Here is a 17,828-nt window from a genome sequence, read left to right as displayed (position 1 = left end):
GCCCACGCCGCCGCCCAAGCCGACACCTCCCACCCCTGCATACTGCACCCCGCCACCGACAGCGCGGCTACGCGGGTGTCACCAGCAGCGGCCGGGCCCGTTCGCGCAGCTCCGCGACGCGCGGTTCGTCCCCGTACGGTTCCAGCCGGTGCAGCAGGTCCCGTACGTACTCGTTCGTCCGGGCAGAGGAGATCCGGCCCGCGACCTCCACCGCCCGGGTGCCCGCCGCGCACGCCGCGTCGAGGTTGCCCGACTCCAGCTCGGCGACCGCGCTCACCACCAGGCGCAGCCCGTGCGAGCGCACGTACTCCTCCGTGGGGCGGGACAGGGCCTGCTCGGTGAAGCGGCGTACCTGCCGGGGGAGTTTGAGGTCCCGGTAGCATTCCGCCGCATCAGCGGCGAAACGGTCATACGAGTAGAAACCCAGCCAGGTGGGGTCCGGATCGCCGTCCCGGGCGCGTTCGAGCCAGCCCTCCGCCGCCCGCAACGCCGAGCCGGCGGCCGCCGAATCGCCCGCCTTCGCGTGCGCCCGGGCCTCCACGAGCCGGAAGAAGCTCATGGTGCGGGCGGTGGCAAGGCCGCGGTTGCGTTCCACGGCGGCCTGGGCGAGGTCCACGCCCTCGTCGGGGTGGTCCCGGTAGGTGGCCTGGAGGGACATCGAGGCCAGCACGTACCCGCCGAGCGGCACGTCGGCGGCCGCGCGGGCGAGCCGGAGCGCCTGGATGTAGTAGCGCTGGGCGGCCTCCTGCTGGCCGGTGTCGAACGCCATCCACCCGGCCAGCCGGGTCAGCTCGGCGGTCGCACCGAACAGCGCGCGGCCCACCTCGTCCGTGTAGGAACCCAGCAGCAGCGGCGCCGCGTCCACCCGCAGGCACTCCGGCACCATCGAGGAACGCCAGTCGCCGCCGCCGTACTTGGAGTCCCAGCGGCGGGCGTCCTCAGCGGCCTCGCGCAGCTTGGTCACGTCGCTGTGCCCGACGCGCTGCGGGGAGACGTCCGAGATGCCGCCGCCGGCCGTTGCCAGGTTCGGCGCTGCGGTGGGAGGCGTCGCGGTGGGAGGCGTCGCGGTGCCCGGGGCTCCCGCGCCCGCCGAGTTGCCTGCCCCGCTTCCCGTCGCGGTGCCTGCCGCAGTGCCTGCCGGGCTGCCCGCCGCGGCGCCCGGTTCGCGCGGGGAGTGTGCGGTGCGCTGGCTCTGCCGGGCCGGCGCCGAAGGGCCGGCCGCCACGACGGGCTCCGCCGCCTCCCGTACCGCTGCCGCGCCGCCCGGCTCGCGCGCCACCGAACCGTCGGCGGGCGATATCAGCCAGCGCGAGGCGGGCGTCGCGTACGCCGACACGGCGAACGAACCGGCCAGCGACTGCCAGATCCCGCCGCCCCCGCGCCGCCCCACCAGGTCCAGCCGGTACAGATCGGTGGCCGACCGCACCGCCGCCCCCACGTCGCGCGGGAACGACAGCCCGACCTCCGGCGCCGGATCCGCGTCCGCCAGGCCGATCTCGTGCAACGGCACCGGACGCCCAAGCTTCGCCCCGATGGCCGCGGCGATCAGATGCGGCGCCGCACCCTGCGGCACCATCCCCTTCGACACCCACCGGGCCACCGACGTCTTGTCGTACCGGAGCGTCAGGCCGCGCTGCGCGCCGAGGTCGTTCACCCGCCGGGCCAGCCCGGCGTTGCTGATGCCCGCCAGGGCGAGCACGGCGCCGAGCTTCTCATTGGGCTCGCGGAGCTCCCTGGACATGCGCCACCCCTCGTCACACGCGGAACGCAGACGCCGCCGGGGCATAGGCGCCCGGCATTTCGTAAACCCAGCGTAGTTCCCCGCCTCCCAAGCGTTAAGGCCCCGACTTCCGTATGGCGAGATTGTTGTCCGTACGCACAGTCGGGAGGGGGCCCGCGCCCGGGGCGCACGTGCCATGGCGTGCTCCGCCCGTGGTGCCGTGCGCCCGGCCGTGCGCTCTGGCCGCCCGCCGGGCCCGGCGATTCGATGTGCGGTGCGTGGGTCGGCCCGCCGCGCGGATCCCGTGGGAACCGGGCGGGCCGGGGGATGCCGCTGCCTCAATCCCCGCGGGTGGCGGAACGGTCCGGGGGGCGGTCGCCGCCCCTCGGGCCGCGCCCCGCCGACGGCCCTGGGGGGCTGTCGCGGGCCGTCACCGGCCCTCAGTACGGCCGAAGAATGGCTGAAAGCGACCTATGGGGCGGTGGGAACGGAACGCCAAATACCGTGTGCTGGGGGCGTGTTCGTTTGCATGTGCGCCCCCCGAACCCCTCTCGCATGCCCTCTCTCGTGGCAGCATGGACCCCGAGCCACCCGGGGTCCCGGACGGTCGCGCCCGCACGCCGGCCGCGCTGCCCGTGCCCCGGTCATTTGCCCACAGGCTGGGGAGGCGGCGGCGGTGCGCTGGTTGGTCGGGTGGAGCAGTATCGCCGCGAGCTTCGGCACGGCCGGAAGGGTCTCCGGCCAGGGTGTTTCCGGCTCCGCGTACGAATACGGGGCCGCGGGCGGGTCCTCGTACGAATCGGCGGCCCACGCGTCCACCGCGTACGGAACCACCGCCGGGACCCCTTACCCGGACACCCCCCGGGGCGGCCTCGCGGACGCCGCCTACCCCGACGACCCGGCCGCCCAGGACGCGGAGCGCACCGTGCACCCCGTCGGGGCGCAACTCCTGTGGGGCGACCCCGACCCGCTGTGGGCCGTCGGCGACTGGCGCCCCGACGAGATCCGCACCATCACCGCCGACCCCGCCGACCCGTTCACCAGGCTCGCCGTCCTCGGCTGCTGCGGCGCCACCGACGCCGAACTGCGCCGCGCCCTGTACGCCGCCCGCGGCGGGGCGCTGCGCCACCTCACCCAGTGGTCCGGCAGCTACACCGCCGTCGTCCAGGCCGGGCGCCGGATCACCGTCCTCGGCGACCTCGCCGGCGCCCGGCCCGTCTTCTACACGCCCTGGGCGGGCGGCACCGCGTACGCAACCGCCGCACTCCCGCTCGCCGACCTCATCGAGGCGCAGCTCGACATCGGCCATCTCGCCGCCCTCCTGGCCTGCCCCGACAGCCCGGAAGCACTGGGCGACGGCACACCGTACGTCGGCGTCCGGCGCATCCCGCCCGGCCATACGCTGATCCTGCGCGAGGGCTCCCGGGAGATCACCGGCTACGAACCGGTCGCCTCGCTCGCGGTCGCCGCCCCCGAAGCCGACCCCGAGCGCGCGGTGGAGGGCGTACGGGAAGCATTGGTCGACGCGGTGCGCGCCCGGCTCACGGCCCCCCGGCATGCCCCCGACGCCCTGGCACCCGACCCCGGGCCGGTACCCGGAATGGGCCCCGCCGACCGGCGTGCGGCGCGCGGAGCCCCCGCCCCGGTGCCCGGAGTGGGCGCCGACCTCTCCGGCGGCAGCGCCTCCGCGACGCTGGCCCTGCTCGCGGCCGGCCTGCCCGGCGTACCGGGGACCCTGCCCGGATCCGGCTCACGGCTCCTCGCCGTCACCTTCAACGACCTCGCCACACCGCGGGGGCGCGAGGCCGAACTGGAACGCGCCCACGCCATCGCGACCGATCCCCGGCTGCACCACGTCGTCGTGGCCGCCGCCGAGGAAGCGCTCCCGTACGCGGAACTCGACGGGCCGCTGACCGACGAACCCGGCCCCTCCCTCGTGTTCGCCGCGCGCGAGCGGCGCCGCCTGGCGGCCGGCTCCGCCGACCACTTCACCGGGCACGGAGCCCGCCAGGTCCTCGACGCGCACCCCGCCCGGCTGGCCGACCTCCTCATGGACCGCCGCAGACGCCACCTGCTGCGCCCGGTGGCCGCGCTGGCGCGGACGGCCTCCGCGGACTCCCACTCCCTGCTGGTGCCGCTGACCGTGTACGCGGCGGCCCGACGGCTCGCCCGCACGTCGTACCGCGCGGGCATGGAGGCCGCCGCGGCCCGGCTGCGCGAAGGGGCGGTCGCGGCGGCCGCCACCGGGCCGGTCGACGCCTCGCTGGCCGCCCTGACCTGGTCCCGGCCGGGCCCGGCCGCGGGCTGGCTGACCGGCGAGGCCCTGGCGGAAGTATCGATCCGGCTGGCCACCGCGGCCGGCCGGCCCCCGGTGTCCCTGCGCCCCGGCGAGGCCCGCGCCCGCGCCGCCCTGACCCGGCACGCCGCCGACCACCGCGTCTTCGAGCAGGCCGTGGAGGTCCGCAGCCAGCGCCTGCACGCCCCGTTCCTGGACAACCAGGTCGTACGGGCCGCGCGGGCCCTGCCGGAGTCCCTGCGGGTGCAGCCCGGGGCCCGCGCGGCGATCCTGCGCAGCGTGCTGTCGGCCTCCGGGGTACGGGAACTGCCGCCGGGCTGGGGGGTGAGCTCCCCCGAGCCCAACGAGACGGCGACCCGTCTGGGGCTGCGCGCGGCCCTGACCTCCCTGCTGTCCCTGTTCACCGCACCGCTGCTGGCCGACGCCGGACTGATCGAGGCCCGGGTGGTGCGCCAGGCGCTGCTCGACGCGGCGGACGGGCGGCCGGTGCCGCTGGACGGGCTGGCGGAACTCGTCTCGATGGAACTGTGGCTCCGCCGCCTCCTGGCCCGCCGCGGCACCTGCTGGACGGGCACCTCCACTCCCCGCCGCCGCGCCGTCCCCACGGGTCTCCCCCACCGCCGCCCGGCCCTGTCCTGACCCCCGCCGACCTCCTCCGGGGCGCGGGTCCCGGCGCAACCAGGAACGGCGCGCACCCGCAACCCGGGGCACAGCGGTACCACGCGCCACGTACGGCCCCTCGCAGCGGTAGCCGGGAGTTCCAAGACCGGAGTCCCAGAAGCCCCGCCGCAGCCCGGGTCCGCTCCGCCCAACGGCTCCGCACCGGCCGGCACACCCGCCACATCGAGCCCGGTGGCGTGCTTCCCAGTGGTGCCTGGGCGAGTTGGACCGCGGGTCCTGGGCGGAGCCCCGGAAGGTCCGGCGTAGCCGGAGCCGCTCCGCGCCACGGCGCCGTACCGGACCGGCACAGTCGTGGCACCCGCCACAATCAGCCCGATGGGGCGTTTCCCGGTGGTGGCTACGGGAGTTGGGGCGACAGTCCTGAGCGGGGCCCGGAGCGGCCCAGGGAGGCGGGGCCGCTTCGTGCAGCGCCGCCGCCCCGCGGTCCGAGCGCAGGCGCCCGCCCCGCCGCATCGAGCCCGGTGGGGGTACGTCTGACCGGCAGCAGGGGAGTTGGGGCGCGGGGCCCGGCGCAGGCCGGGGTCGCTTCGCGCGGCGGCGCCGCACTGGATTCCGTGGCCCCGGGAAGGCCCGGGCGCAGGGCGGGGGCCGCTCCGTGCCCCGGCGTCGTACTGGACTGGACTGGCACAGGCGTGCCGCCCCGCCACATCGAGCCCGTCGGGGCGCTTCCCAGTGGTAGCTGGGCGAGTGGGGCGCGGGTCCTGGACTCCGTGGCCCCGGGAGGTCCGGCGTAGCCGGGGTCGCTTCGCGCCACGGCGCCGTACCGGGCTCCGTGGCCCCGGGAAGGCCGGCGCAGGCGGGTCGCTTCGTACAACGGCGCCGCGCCGGCCGGGACGGGCGTGCCGCCCCGCCGCATCGAGCCCGGTGGGGGTACGTCTGACCGGCAGCGGGGGAGTTGGGCGCGGGGTCCTGGCGGCACCCCGGAAGGCGCGGCGCGGCCGGGGGCCCGGGGGCGCCCGAAAACCCGTAACCACCCGGCCAGGGTCAAGGCAGAATTGCCCGGTGCGGTACCTCATCCTCGGCCCCAGCGAGGCACGCGACGCGACCGGCGCCCCCCTCCCCATCGGCGGCGCCCGCCTGCGCGCGCTCCTCACCGCCCTCGCCCTGCGCGCCGGCGCCCCCGCCGCCGCCACGGTCGCCGACCTCGTCGACGAGGTCTGGGGCGACGACCCGCCCCAGGACGCCCCCGCCGCCCTCCAGGCCCTCGTCTCCCGGCTCCGCCGCGCCCTCGGCTCCCGCGACGCCGTCCTCGCCGACCCGACCGGCGGCTACCGCCTCGGCGCCACCCGCGACGACGTCGACCTCCACCGCTTCACCCGCCTCGCCCGCGAAGCCGCCCGCCACCAGGACCCCGCCGCGACCCTCCGCTCCGCCCTCGCCCTCTGGCGCGGCCCCGCCCTCGCCGACCTCCCCGAACCCGCCCGCACCGCCCACGCCGCCGCCCCCGAGGCCCTCCGCTCCGCCACCCTCCGCGCCCGGATCGCCGCCGAGCTCACCGCCGGCACCCCCGCCCCGGCCACGCTCCTCCCGGAACTGGAGGCGCTGATCCACGAGAACCCGTACGACGAACCCCTCCACGCCCTGCACCTGCGCGCCCTGCGCGCCGCCGGCCGCCCCGCCGAAGCCCTCGCCGCCTACGAGGCCACCCGCCGCGCCCTCGCCGAAGGCCTCGGCGCCGACCCCGGCCCGGAACTGCGCGCCCTGCACGCCGAACTCCTGCGCCCACCCCCGCCCGAGCAGCGGCGCCCCACCGGCAACCTCCGCCCCCGCCTCACCTCCTTCGTCGGCCGCGAACCCGAACTCGCCGCGCTCCGCACCGACCTGGCCCGCTCCCGCCTCGTCACCCTCACCGGACCCGGCGGCTCCGGAAAGACCCGCCTCGCCGAACACGCCGCCGCCGCCCACCCCGAACCCGGCTGGCTCGTCGAACTCGCCCGACTCGACCACCCCGCCGCCGTACCCGGCGCCGTCCTCAGCGCCCTCGGCCTGCGCGAGAACGCCCTGGTCGCCCACGACACGGGTACCGCCTCCGCCGACCCCGCCACCCTCCTCGTGGAGCACTGCGCCGACCGCCGCATGCTCCTCGTCCTCGACAACTGCGAACACGTCATCGACGCCGCCGCCGAACTCGCCGACCGGCTCCTCACCCACTGCCCCGGCCTGCGCATCCTCGCCACCAGCCGCGAACCCCTCGGCGTCCCCGGCGAGGCCCTGCGCCCCGTCGAACCCCTGCCGCCCGCCCCCGCCCACCGCCTCTTCACGGACCGGGCCACCGCCGCCCGCCCCGGCTTCGACCCCGCCGACGACCCGGACGCCGTCACCGAGATCTGCGCCCGCCTCGACGGCCTCCCGCTCGCCATCGAACTCGCCGCCGCCCGCCTGCGCCTGCTCACCCCGCGCCAGATCGCCGACCGCCTCGACGACCGCTTCCGCCTCCTGACCGGCGGCAGCCGCACCCTCCTGCCCCGCCAGCAGACCCTGCGTGCCGTCGTCGACTGGTCCTGGGAACTCCTCACCGAGCCCGAGCGCACCGTCCTGCGCCGCCTGTCCGTCTTCTCCGGCGGCTGCGACCTCGCCGCGGCCGAGGCCGTCTGCGCCGGGCCCGGCCTGGACGTGGCCGACGCCCTCGGCTCCCTCGTCGACAAGTCCCTCGTGCTGGCCGAACCCGGCCCCGACGGCATGCGCTACCGCATGCTCGAAACCATCCGCGAGTACGCCGCGGAACGCGCCCTCACCGCCCCCGCCGACGCCGAGGCCACCGCCCGCCGCCACACCGCCCGCTTCCTCGCCCTCGCCGAAGAAGCCGAACCCCACCTCCGCTCCGCCACCCAGATCCCCTGGATCCGGCGGATCGAGACCGAACTCGACAACCTGCGCGCCGCGTTCGAACACGCCGTCGACGCCGCCGACACCGACACCGCACAGCGCCTCACCTTCGCCCTCGGCTGGTTCTGGTGGCTGCGCCACTACCGCACCGAAGGCGCCGAATGGGCCGCAAGGGTCCTCGCACTCACCCCCGACGCCCCAGCCCCCGACGCCCCCGCCCCCGAGGGCTCACCCGCCTACCGCGCCCGGGCCCGCCTGGAAATGCTCCACCTGTTCCTGACCTCAGAAAGCCAGCCGCCGCAGGAGTTCCACACCCCGGAATACGCCGACCGCGCCGCCCGCATCACGGGCGTCCTGCGGGGCGGCGGACCGGAGTCCACCCGTTTCCCCAACATGCTCTGGCCCATGACGGCCCACTTCGCCGCCCCCACCGCCGAATTCCTGCGCAATCTCGACGAGAGCGTGCAGAACTGCCGACGCCACGGCACACCCTGGGAACTGGGCGTCACCCTCCTGGTCCGCGCCCATTTCGCCATGGACACCACGGGCGGCCTGCCCACCGTCGAGACCGACCTCGCCGAACTCCGCGACCTCGCCCGCCGCGTCGGCGACCGTTGGACCCGGTCCCAGGTGGCGGGCGTCATCGGTGAGTTCGCGATCTCACGGGGTCAGTACGGCCTCGCCCGCACCGCGTACGAGGAGTGCCTGGACCTCGCCCGCGAGGCCGGGGCGGACAGCGAAGTGCCCTTCGTCCTGACCCGGCTCGCCGAATGCGACTTCTGTGCCGGTGACTTCGAGAGGGCCGAGCGCACGCTGACCGAAGCCGACCGCGAGGCCGAGCAGTACGGAGCGATGCACGACGTACGGGCCTACAGCCACCTTCTCACCGCCCTGATCGCCCTCTTCCGCGGCCAGGAGGACCACGCCCGGACCCGGATCGACCTGGCCCGCGCCGAGGCCGCGAAGACCTCTGCGCCCCCGCAGCTCACCACCGGGCTCGACAACGTCGACGCCGTCCTGACCGGCCGCGAGCACGGCCCGCGCGCCGGACTGGACCGGATCGGTCCGGCCCTGGAGGCGGCCGTCACCGCCCACTGCGCCGAACGCGTCCTGGCCTCGCTCGCCGAGACCGCGGCCGTCATGCTCGCCCCGGCCGGGCGCCACGCCGAATCCGTACGGGTCCTCGCGGCCGCCACCGCCTGGCGCGCCGGATACCCGCGGTCGGTCCCCGAGACCGCCGCCCTGCACGCGCTCCCGGGTCAGAACCTCGCAGTACTCGGCCCGGCCCGCTACGCCGAGGAGGAGACGGCGGGCGCCGCGCTGACCCCGCACGAGGTCGCGGGGCTGCTCACCCGCAGCTGACCACCGCGTCGGCCCAGCTCGCGAGCGCCGGCAGCCGCCCCTCCCCGGCCCGCTCCACCACCAGCCGCAGCGTCGTCTGCCCGGCCAGGGACACGTCGACCCGCACCGGGGCGTCGTCGTGCCCGAGGGCGTCCGACTTCCACAGCCGCCGACCGTCCCCGTAGACGGAGAACCGCACCTCGGCGTCGGTCATCAGGGACATGCCGTCCACCCCGACCCGCGCCGAGAAGGCCCCGCACCGTCGGTTGAGGCCGACCTCCACCGACGAACGGGAGTTCACGGTGATCCCCTGCCCGAACCGCTGCCCGCCCACCACCAGTCCCCAGCGCTGCCACACCCAGCTGCTGCGCCAGGTCTCCAGTTCGGGACCGGTGTGCTCCCCGTACACGGAGTGCTCCAGCCGGGCCAGCTGGAACCCCTGCGACGGCTTCGGCGCCGGCTTCGGGGGCCGGGACGCGGCCGGCGGCCTCGAAACCGAAGGTGACGGGGAAGCGGGACGCACGGTGACCGGAGTCCGGGACGGCGCGGCACTGCGCCGCGGGGGTACGGGTACGGGTGCCTCGGCTACCGGCGGATTCGCCCGCGGCGGCCCCGGCTCCGCGACGGGCGGCGCGGCGGACCCGGGGGCCGGCCGTACCGGCGCCACCGTCTGCGGCACCGGCTTCGCCCCGGCCTGCTGCTCGCCACCGTCCCCGACGAGGGCGAACACCACCCCGGCGGCCGCCGCGACCGCGAGTCCGGCGGCGATGGCGGCCTTGGCGGGCATCCCCAGTGCCTCGGACGCCACCGCGCCCCCGGCCCCGCCCCCCGCCCCGCCCGCAGTCCCGGCAGCCCCCGCCGCTCCGGCACCCGCCGAACCGGCACCCGCACCCGTCCCCCCGGCCGCCGCGGCTGCGGCCCCGGCCCCGCCGGCAGCGAAAGCCCCGCCGGCCACCACACCCGCCGCCTTCGCCGCGTACCCGGCGGCGAACCACCCGATGACCGCGACCGGCAGCAGCGCGGGAATCCCCGCGTTGACGTCCTTGAGCTCCCGCACGACCAGCCGGCACTTGGCGCACTCCTCCAAGTGCCCCCGCAGCCCCCGCTCAGCCCGCACCCGCAGCCCGCCCCGCGCGTACGCGCCCAGCCGGTCCGCGTAGCGGGCGCAGTCACCGCCCTCGCTCAGCGCCGAGCTCACATGCGCCTGGAGGTAGGCCTGCTTGAGCCCCTCACGGGCCCGGCCGGCCAGCACCGCGGTCGCGTTGGCGCTCAGCCCGAACAGCGGGGCGATAGCGCTCGGCGTCGACTCCTCCACGGTGGTGTGCCAGAGCACGGCCTGCCACCGCTCGGGCAGGCTGCGGAACGCCTGCATCGCCAGCGACTGCTCCGCCTCGTGCATGGCCCGCACGTCGGCGCCCAGCTCCAGGGTGTCGTCCCCCGACAGCCCGCCCAGCCCGCCGCCGCTGTCCGCCCCGGCGGCCGCCTGCTCCGCGAACACCGCGAAGTCCTCGACCAGCTGCTCCCGCCTGGCCGTCTTCGCCCAGGCGGCGGCGACCCGCCGCACGGTCGTCAGCAGGTACGCCCGCACCGAGTGGTCCGGCCCGGCCCCGCCCCGTACCGCCTGCAGCGTCCGCGCGAACACCTCGGCCGTCAGGTCGTCGGCGGTGTGCGCGTCCCGGCAGCAGGTGCGCGCGTAGCGCCGGACGGCATCGGCGTGCCGGCGGAACAGCTCCTCGTAGGCGCTGTCGTTCCCGCCCCGCATCCGGGCGACCAAGTCGGCGTCCGATGGTGGCAGTTCCCCGGCGGACATGCCCGCGGAGGCCTGCCGGGTGCCGGGATCGCGCTGCGCCGGTACCTGCCGGGCGTGCAGCCCGCTCACCTCGGCCTTGCCACCGGCGTCACCGAGTGACTCGCCCCGACCGTCAACGCCCATCGCGGAAGCCCCCGCACGCCACACTCAACCGGTACACCGATCCAGCGTGGCACACGGCGCGTACGCCCCGGGCCGCTCTGCGCCCCATCCACTCATCCGGGCATGATCCGGCGAATCGCTGTACCGTTCGCCACCCGTTCGAGCGGCGACCGTTCGAGTGACCGGCGCACGAGCAGCCGCCGCACGGGCAGCCGCCGCACGAGCGGCCGACGTCTCACGCGGTCCGCGAGCGCAGCCCCTCCAGCAGGATGTCGAGCAGCCGTGAGGAAGCGGCGGCCTGGTGCGCCGGGTCCGGGAGCGCCGGAGCGGCGGTCGCTATCACCAGCAGCACATCGGCCACCGTGACATCGGTCCGCAGCTCACCCGCCTCCCGGGCGCGGTCCACGAGCTGGCCCACGACCTCCAGCAGCGCACCCGCCCCGGAGTCCTCGGACGGCTCGTCGTGGGCGGCACGTGACCCCACCACACGCAGGTCCGGGCCACCGGTCCCGACGGCCTGGCGCTGATGCGGCACGCGGACGGCCGCCTCCGCCTCCTCGGCCTCGTCCTCCTCGGCGGGGCCGACCCGCAGCACCTGCGGCGGCAGCAGCCGCCCCGCGCCCGAAGCCACCGAGGTGCGCAGGAAACGGGAGAGGGCCTGCCACGGCTCCTCCTCCTGGCCCAGCGCCGCCTTCGCCTGGTCGGTCAGCCGGGCGGTCTCCTCCTCGGCTATCCGCCGGACCAGCACGTCCTTGCTCGGGAAACGCCGGTACACGGTGCCGACGCCGACCCGCGCCCGTCGCGCCACGTCTTCCATCGGCGCCCCGTAGCCCAGCTCGCCGAACACCTCGCGCGCCGCGCGCAGGACGTGTTCGAGGTTGCGCTGGGCGTCGACGCGCAGGGGCGTGGAACGACCCACACCGTGCGTCGTCGCGCCGGTCATCACGCGGCCGCTGTCAGTCGACAGAGCGGTCGCAGAACCATGGAAATCGGACATGTTCATATGTTTCCCCCGGTGATCATTTGTCTCCCCCCGGAGACACTCCCCGCCTTCGTGCCGAGGGTGGGCCACGGTCAGTGGGCCCCGGTCCTGCTCCTCGACGAGATACGAACATAGTTGAGCCAGAGTCAATTCAGAAGAGGCAGCCCCCCATGGAGCGCCGCCCGATCGGAGCATTCACCCCCACTTTTCCGCCACAAGCCTCCGGAATCACCCCCTCCGCACCCCCTGACCTGCGGCGCTCCACCCGGATCCGGACACCTCGACAGCCCCGCCCCACCCCTCTCCCCGGTCACACAATTTGCTGAGCCTGTGGACAAACTCCCAGCCACGTTGCGTCATGGGATGGTGAAGGCTGCTAACACCCCGGGCACGGCACCCGGCACCCCGCCCCGCACGCGCATCCTCGTCGTCGGCGGCGGCTACGTCGGCATGTACACGGCTCTCCGGCTCCAGCAGAAGCTGAGACCGGGCGAGGCCGAGGTCACGGTGGTCACGCCGGACCCGTACATGACGTACCAGCCCTTCCTCCCCGAGGCGGCGGCCGGCGCCATCTCCCCGCGCCACGTCGTCGTCCCGCTGCGCCGCGTCCTCGACAAGTGCCGCATCGTCATCGGCGAGGCCGAGCACATCGACCACGCCAAGCGCACCGCGACCGTCTCCACCCTCGCCACCGCCGACGAGGGAACCGGCCCGAGGCAGATCGAGTACGACGAACTCGTCCTCGCGCCCGGCTCCATCTCCCGCACGCTCCCCATCCCGGGACTCGCCGACTACGGCATCGGCTTCAAGAGCGTCGAAGAGGCCATCGGCCTGCGCAACCACGTCATCGAACAGATGGACATCGCCTCCTCCACCCGCGATCCCGCCATCCGCGACGCCGCCCTCACCTTCCTCTTCGTCGGCGGCGGCTACGCGGGCGTCGAGGCCCTCGGCGAACTGGAGGACATGGCCCGCTACGCGGCCCGGTACTACCACAACATCAAGCCCGAGGACATGAAGTGGGTGCTGGTCGAGGCCAGCAACCGGATCCTCCCCGAAGTCGGCCCGGAGATGGGCGTCTACACCGTCCGTGAACTGCGCAGACGCAACATCGACGTCCGCCTCGAAACCCGCCTCGAATCCTGCGAGAACCGCGTTGCCGTCCTCAGCGACGGCTCCCGCTTCCCCACCCGGACCGTCGTGTGGACCGCCGGCGTCAAACCGCACCCGATCCTCGACGCCACCGACCTCCCCAAGAACGAACGCGGCCGACTCGCCTGCACCGCCTTCCTCACCGTCGAAGGAGTCGAGAACGCCTGGTCCGCCGGCGACGCGGCCGCCGTCCCCGACATCACCGCCGGCGAGCACAGCCGCGAATGCGCCCCCAACGCCCAGCACGCCGTCCGCCAGGCGAAGGCCCTCGCCGACAACCTCACCGCCTCACTGCGCGGTGAAGTCCTCACCGAGTACGCGCACAAGTACGTCGGCTCCGTCGCCTCCCTCGGCCTCCACAAAGGCGTCGCCTTCGTCTACGGCCGCAAGCTCAAGGGCTACCCCGCCTGGTTCATGCACCGCGCCTACCACCTCAGCCGGGTCCCCACCTTCAACCGCAAGATGCGCGTCCTCGCCGAATGGACCCTCTCCGGCCTGTTCAAACGCGAGATCGTCTCCCTCGGCTCCCTGGAACACCCCCGCGCGGAATTCGAACTCGCCGCAGGTGGCACCCCCACGGGCCGGCACGCGCCTCCGCCCGGGCCGGCCTCCAACCCCCCGAAGGACAAAGGGGACTGACTCTGTCAGTGCGCTCGGCCACACTGGACGTGTGACCATAGGTGGGCTCACACCTGCACAGAGTGACACCGTCCAACGCTCGACCCTGGGGGAAGCCCCCGGCCCTTGCCGGGGCAGACACAGCGACCACTTGCGACACCACGAGGCTTGAACGCAGTGAACTTCACGCGCTGGAGCGCACGGTTCCCCGGAACGCAGCGCCGCGCCGCCGCCCGGACCGAACATGCCGCCGCCCAGGCCAAACGGGGTGAGGGCTCCGTCCCGGCGGCCCGCGGCGCGGCCGCCCACCCCCCGGCACCCCCGGACGGTGCCCCCGCCGAACCCACCGTCCGCGGTACCGGCACCGGCCCCCTCACCGCCGTGCCGTCCCTGGACGAACTCTCCGCGCGGGAAGTCCTCGGTCTGCTCCCCGCCCTCGTCGCGCTCGTCCACGGCCCCGAACACCGCGTCGCCTACGTCAACGACGCCTACACCGCCGGCTTCGGCGACCGCACCACCGGCGCCCCGGCCCACCTCGCCCTCCCCGAACTCGGCGAGCTCGGCCTGCTCCCCCTCCTCGACCAGGTCCAGCGCAGCGGCAAGCCCCGTACCGCCAAGAACCGCTCCGCACCCGGCGGCGCCAGCTCGTACACCGTCACCTGCACCCCCGTCGCCTTCCCCAAAGCCGGCACCGACGGCGAGAGCGACCCCCACCACACCGGTGTCCTGGTCCACCTCGCCGACGTCACCGACCACGCCGAAGCCGCAGAACGCCTGCGCGCCAGCGAGCGGCGCCAGCGCGAGGCCGCCGTCACCCTCCAGCGCTCCCTCCTGCCGCAGGAACTGGAACAGCCCGACGACCTCCGCATCGCCGCCACCTACCAGCCCGGCGGAACCGAAGCCGCCGTCGGCGGCGACTGGTACGACGTCATCACCCTCGGCGCCGGCCGCACGGCCCTCGTCATCGGCGACGTCATGGGCCGCGGAGTGCGCGCCGCAGCCGTCATGGGCCAGCTGCGCACCGCGGTCCGCGCCTACGCCCGCCTCGACCTCCCGCCCCACGAGGTGCTCCAGCTCCTCGACGGCCTCGCCGCCGAGATCGACGCCAGCCAGATCGCCACCTGCGTCTACGCCGTCCACGACCCCAACGAAGGCCTGCTCGCCTACGCCTCCGCCGGCCACCTCCCCATCCTGGTCCGCGACGAGGACGGCACCGTGCGCCGCGCCGCCGACCCCACCGGCCCGCCGCTCGGCACCGGCGGCTGGCTCCACACCTCCGGCACGATCGCCCTCGGCCCCGGCTCCACCGCGGTCCTCTACACCGACGGCCTCGTCGAACGCCGCGGCGAGGACATCGACGAAGGCGTCGCCGCCCTCGAACGCGCCCTCTCCGGCGCCCAGGGCACCCCGGCCGTCATCTGCGACCGCCTGATGCGCGCCCTCGGCGTCGACGCCGACCACGACGACGACGTCGCCGTCATGGTCCTCCAGCAGCCCGCCCGCACCGGCGCCGACGCCGAGCTCTTCCACAACGCCGCCCTCGAACTCCTCGGCGGGGTCGAAGCGGCCCCGCGCGCCCGCGCCTTCGCCCAGGGCGTCCTGGCCTCCTGGCGCTTCCCCGTCGAGCTGTGCGACCTCGGGGTCCTGGCCGCGAGCGAACTCGTGGCCAACTCCCTCCAGCACGGAACCCCGCCCATGCGACTGCGGCTGCGCCGCACCGACCGCCGCCTGATCGTCGAGGTCACCGACGGCGACGACCACCTCCCGCGCCGCCGCCGCGCCGAACCGGGCGACGAGACCGGCCGCGGCATCTCCATCGTCGCGACCATCGCCTCCAGCTGGGGCACCCGCCGCACCCCCGGCGGCGGCAAGGCCGTCTGGTGCGAATTCGCCCTGCCGGACAAATAACCGGGACGCCCGAACGACAAGGGGCCCGGTCCTTCCCGGACCGGGCCCTTCGTCCACACCTACACGCTCACCTCTATGACGCCCTGCACGTCTGACCTCCTACGCGGCCACTCGCTCGGAGACCTGCTCCGACGCCCGCTTGGACGCCTCCACGGCGACCGGCTCGGCCGGCACAGCGGCCTTGGCCAGCGACGGGTTGTCCTGCACCGCGGTCAGCTGCTTGCCGATCCGCAGCGCCAGCCACGCGATCCCGAGCGACACGGCGATGAAGACCCCGATGTACAACATCGGAACGCCCGCACCCAGCGGCACACCCAGCGGCCCGAGCGCCAGCGCCATCTGCTTGACCAGCGCGAACGCCGAGTTGTACTGACCCACCGAACCCTCCGGCGCCAGATCCGCCACCAGCGGGGCGAGCGTCGGCGACAGCATCGCCTCACCGATGCCGAAGAGCGCGTACGTCGTGATGAACGCACCGGCGGCCATCAGCGCACTGCCGTGCCCCAGCCCCGAGAACCCGGCGATGACCCATGCCCCGGTCCAGATCAGTCCGACCAGCGCGATGACACGGGAACGACGGCGCTTCTCGACCAGCTTGAGCACCACGAACTGCGCGACGACGATCGCCCCCGTGTTGGCGGCGAGCGCGAAGCCCAGGGTGGACGGGGAGATACCGGCGGCCTCGGTCCCGAAGGCGGCGAGCCCGGACTCGAACTGCCCGTAGCAGGCGAAGAAGATCACGAAGCCCAGCACCAGCAGCTTGACCATGGCCCTGTGCCGCAGCATCCGCTTCCAGGCACCCCCGGCCCCCGGGTCCTTCGGCACGGCGTCCTTGATGCTCGGCGCGTGCGGCATCCGAACGGTGGCGATCACACCGGCCAGCACCAGGAACATCACGGCCTCGATGCCGAAGAGCAGGGTGAAGCTGCCCGGGTGGCCGACGTCCACGATCTGGCCGCCGATGAGACCACCGATGCCCAGCCCCAGGTTCTGCATGAAGAACTGGAGGGCGAAGGCCCGCGTCCGGGTGGACGGGGTCGAGCACCACACGATCATCGTGGCCAGCGCGGGCTGCATCACGGCCTGCCCGGCGCCGAGCGCCAGAGCCGACAGCAGGATCGGCACGACGCCGGTGGACAGCCCCAGCGACAAGGCACCGGCCGACGCGGCCACCGCCGCGCCCATCACGACAGGGACCGGCCCACGCTGGTCGATGACGCGACCGGTGAAGGGCAGCGCGATCAGAGCACCCAGAGCAAAGGCCACGAACGCGCTCGTGGCGGCCATGGAGCCCAGACCCCGCACCTGCGCCACATAGATGTAGAGGAACGGAACCGTGAAGCCGATGCCGAACGCGGTCAACGCGTTGCCGGCCTGGATCCGCCGCATCGCAGCACCCATCACCTTGGTCACTTCTCACCTGCCTCGATAACTGAAGCCTCAAGACTTCATGCCTAAAGTTCGATGCTTAACTCTACACATCGAAGGAGTTAGATGCCAACGAGCTCGTGCGATACTTCGGGGCATGGGTGAAACCGACGGCACCAGCCCCGTCCACGAGCCGAGCCTCGACGAGCAGATCGCCGTCTACCAGCGCGAGTTCCAGGACCTCGACCCCCAGGTCGAGAAGGTGGTCTCGGCACTGAGCCGGCTGAACCGCCGTATGAACGTCGCGTACGGACGCCAGACCGCGGCCCTCGGCATCAGCAACGCGGAGTGGGAGGTCCTCAAGGCGCTCGTCATCTCCGGAGCCCCGTACCGGATGGGCCCGAGCGAGCTCGCGAAGCAGCTGGGCCTGACTCCGGCGGCGATGACCCACCGGATCGACCGCATGACGGCGGAGGGGCTGGTCACCCGGGAGCGGGACGAATCGAACCGCGTCCGCGTGATCGTGGAGCTGACGGACGAGGGCCGCAGCAAGTGGCTCGACGCCATGCGGGCCGCCACGGTCTTCGAGGAGGACCTCCTCCAGGACCTCTCCACGGCGGAACGCGGCGTCCTGGGCGACATGCTCACCCGCCTGCTGGACCGCGTAGAGGACCTCCAAGCCCGGGGTTGACACGCCTCGCCCGGATCCGTAAGGTTCTTCGAGTTGTCCCAGGACCGGAAGGTTCTGCGACGGCACATCCCGCCGCCTCGTTGCGGCACCCAACTCAGCACGATCACCCACTGGGAACGATTTCGGCATGCCCGAATGAATTCCCGAAGGCGGATTATGAATCGCCGGGGAAATCCACTAGAGTTCTGGGAGTCGGAAGGGCCCAACAGCCCGGAAGACAAACCCCGCTGACTGGGGGTCAGGCCCGAAAGGATCTGATAGAGTCGGAAATGCAAGAACAAAACGAAGAACAAAGGAAGCGCCCGGAGGAAAGCCCGAGAGGGTGAGTACGAA

9 protein-coding genes are annotated in these 17,828 nt (G+C 74.3%); 5 read left to right on the top strand and 4 right to left on the bottom strand.

Annotated elements, in window-relative coordinates; genetic code table 11:
* Positions 1–67 precede the first annotated feature (67 nt).
* On the bottom strand, positions 68–1,741 hold the full coding sequence (locus IE207_RS18920) for an NsdA family TPR-like regulatory protein (protein WP_190185439.1): 1,674 nt from the start codon (positions 1,739–1,741) through the stop codon (positions 68–70).
* A 655-nt stretch (positions 1,742–2,396) separates the two neighbouring features.
* Between IE207_RS18920 and IE207_RS18915 the strand changes: the two genes are divergently transcribed.
* Positions 2,397–4,655 (top strand): asparagine synthase-related protein, encoded by a 2,259-nt coding sequence (locus IE207_RS18915; protein ID WP_229873819.1) that lies wholly within the window; start codon positions 2,397–2,399, stop codon positions 4,653–4,655.
* Between the two features lie 1,044 nt (positions 4,656–5,699).
* Entirely contained in the window at positions 5,700–8,885 is a 3,186-nt protein-coding gene (locus tag IE207_RS18910) for an ATP-binding protein (protein ID WP_190185437.1), read from the top strand.
* On the opposite strand, the gene IE207_RS18905 is transcribed toward IE207_RS18910, so the two are convergent.
* Together IE207_RS18905 and IE207_RS18900 are read right to left on the bottom strand one after the other, a co-directional pair.
* The gene (locus tag IE207_RS18905; RefSeq protein ID WP_190185436.1) at positions 8,872–10,797 is read right to left on the bottom strand and encodes a sigma-70 family RNA polymerase sigma factor; all 1,926 of its coding nucleotides are present in this window, start codon (positions 10,795–10,797) and stop codon (positions 8,872–8,874) included. The two genes, IE207_RS18910 and IE207_RS18905, sit on opposite strands and share 14 nt — an antisense overlap.
* A gap of 214 nt (positions 10,798–11,011) precedes the next feature.
* Positions 11,012–11,779 carry a TetR/AcrR family transcriptional regulator gene (locus IE207_RS18900; RefSeq protein ID WP_190185435.1) on the bottom strand — a complete coding sequence of 256 codons (768 nt, stop codon included), beginning with the start codon at positions 11,777–11,779 and terminating at the stop codon, positions 11,012–11,014.
* Between the two features lie 342 nt (positions 11,780–12,121).
* On the opposite strand from IE207_RS18900, the gene IE207_RS18895 reads away from it, so the two are divergent.
* Positions 12,122–13,549: an NAD(P)/FAD-dependent oxidoreductase gene (locus tag IE207_RS18895; RefSeq protein WP_190185434.1), complete on the top strand. Its 1,428-nt coding sequence runs from the start codon at positions 12,122–12,124 to the stop codon at positions 13,547–13,549.
* Between the two features lie 156 nt (positions 13,550–13,705).
* Complete coding sequence (locus IE207_RS18890; protein WP_190185675.1) at positions 13,706–15,436, top strand: ATP-binding SpoIIE family protein phosphatase; 1,731 nt, start codon at positions 13,706–13,708, stop codon at positions 15,434–15,436.
* Positions 15,437–15,535: 99 nt separating this feature from the next.
* On the opposite strand, the gene IE207_RS18885 is transcribed toward IE207_RS18890, so the two are convergent.
* Positions 15,536–16,837: an MFS transporter gene (locus IE207_RS18885; protein ID WP_229873835.1), complete on the bottom strand. Its 1,302-nt coding sequence runs from the start codon at positions 16,835–16,837 to the stop codon at positions 15,536–15,538.
* Between the two features lie 124 nt (positions 16,838–16,961).
* On the opposite strand from IE207_RS18885, the gene IE207_RS18880 reads away from it, so the two are divergent.
* A complete protein-coding gene (locus IE207_RS18880) occupies positions 16,962–17,495 on the top strand; it encodes a MarR family winged helix-turn-helix transcriptional regulator (protein WP_190185432.1) in 534 nt (177 codons plus the stop codon).
* The last annotated feature ends 333 nt before the right edge of the window (positions 17,496–17,828 follow it).

It is taken from the genome of Streptomyces cirratus (genome assembly GCF_014650775.1).
GTDB lineage: Bacteria > Actinomycetota > Actinomycetes > Streptomycetales > Streptomycetaceae > Streptomyces > Streptomyces cirratus.
The sequence above is the reverse complement of the archived record's forward strand: the minus strand, read 5'-3'. Positions and strand labels throughout refer to the sequence as shown.

Coding starts and splice junctions, on each gene's coding strand:
- IE207_RS18920 (WP_190185439.1), bottom strand. CDS start 1,741: ATGTCCAGGGAGCTCCGCGAGCCCAATGAGAAGCTCGGCGCCGTGCTC.
- IE207_RS18905 (WP_190185436.1), bottom strand. CDS start 10,797: ATGGGCGTTGACGGTCGGGGCGAGTCACTCGGTGACGCCGGTGGCAAG.
- IE207_RS18900 (WP_190185435.1), bottom strand. CDS start 11,779: ATGAACATGTCCGATTTCCATGGTTCTGCGACCGCTCTGTCGACTGAC.
- IE207_RS18895 (WP_190185434.1), top strand. CDS start 12,122: ATGGTGAAGGCTGCTAACACCCCGGGCACGGCACCCGGCACCCCGCCC.
- IE207_RS18885 (WP_229873835.1), bottom strand. CDS start 16,837: ATGGGTGCTGCGATGCGGCGGATCCAGGCCGGCAACGCGTTGACCGCG.
- IE207_RS18880 (WP_190185432.1), top strand. CDS start 16,962: ATGGGTGAAACCGACGGCACCAGCCCCGTCCACGAGCCGAGCCTCGAC.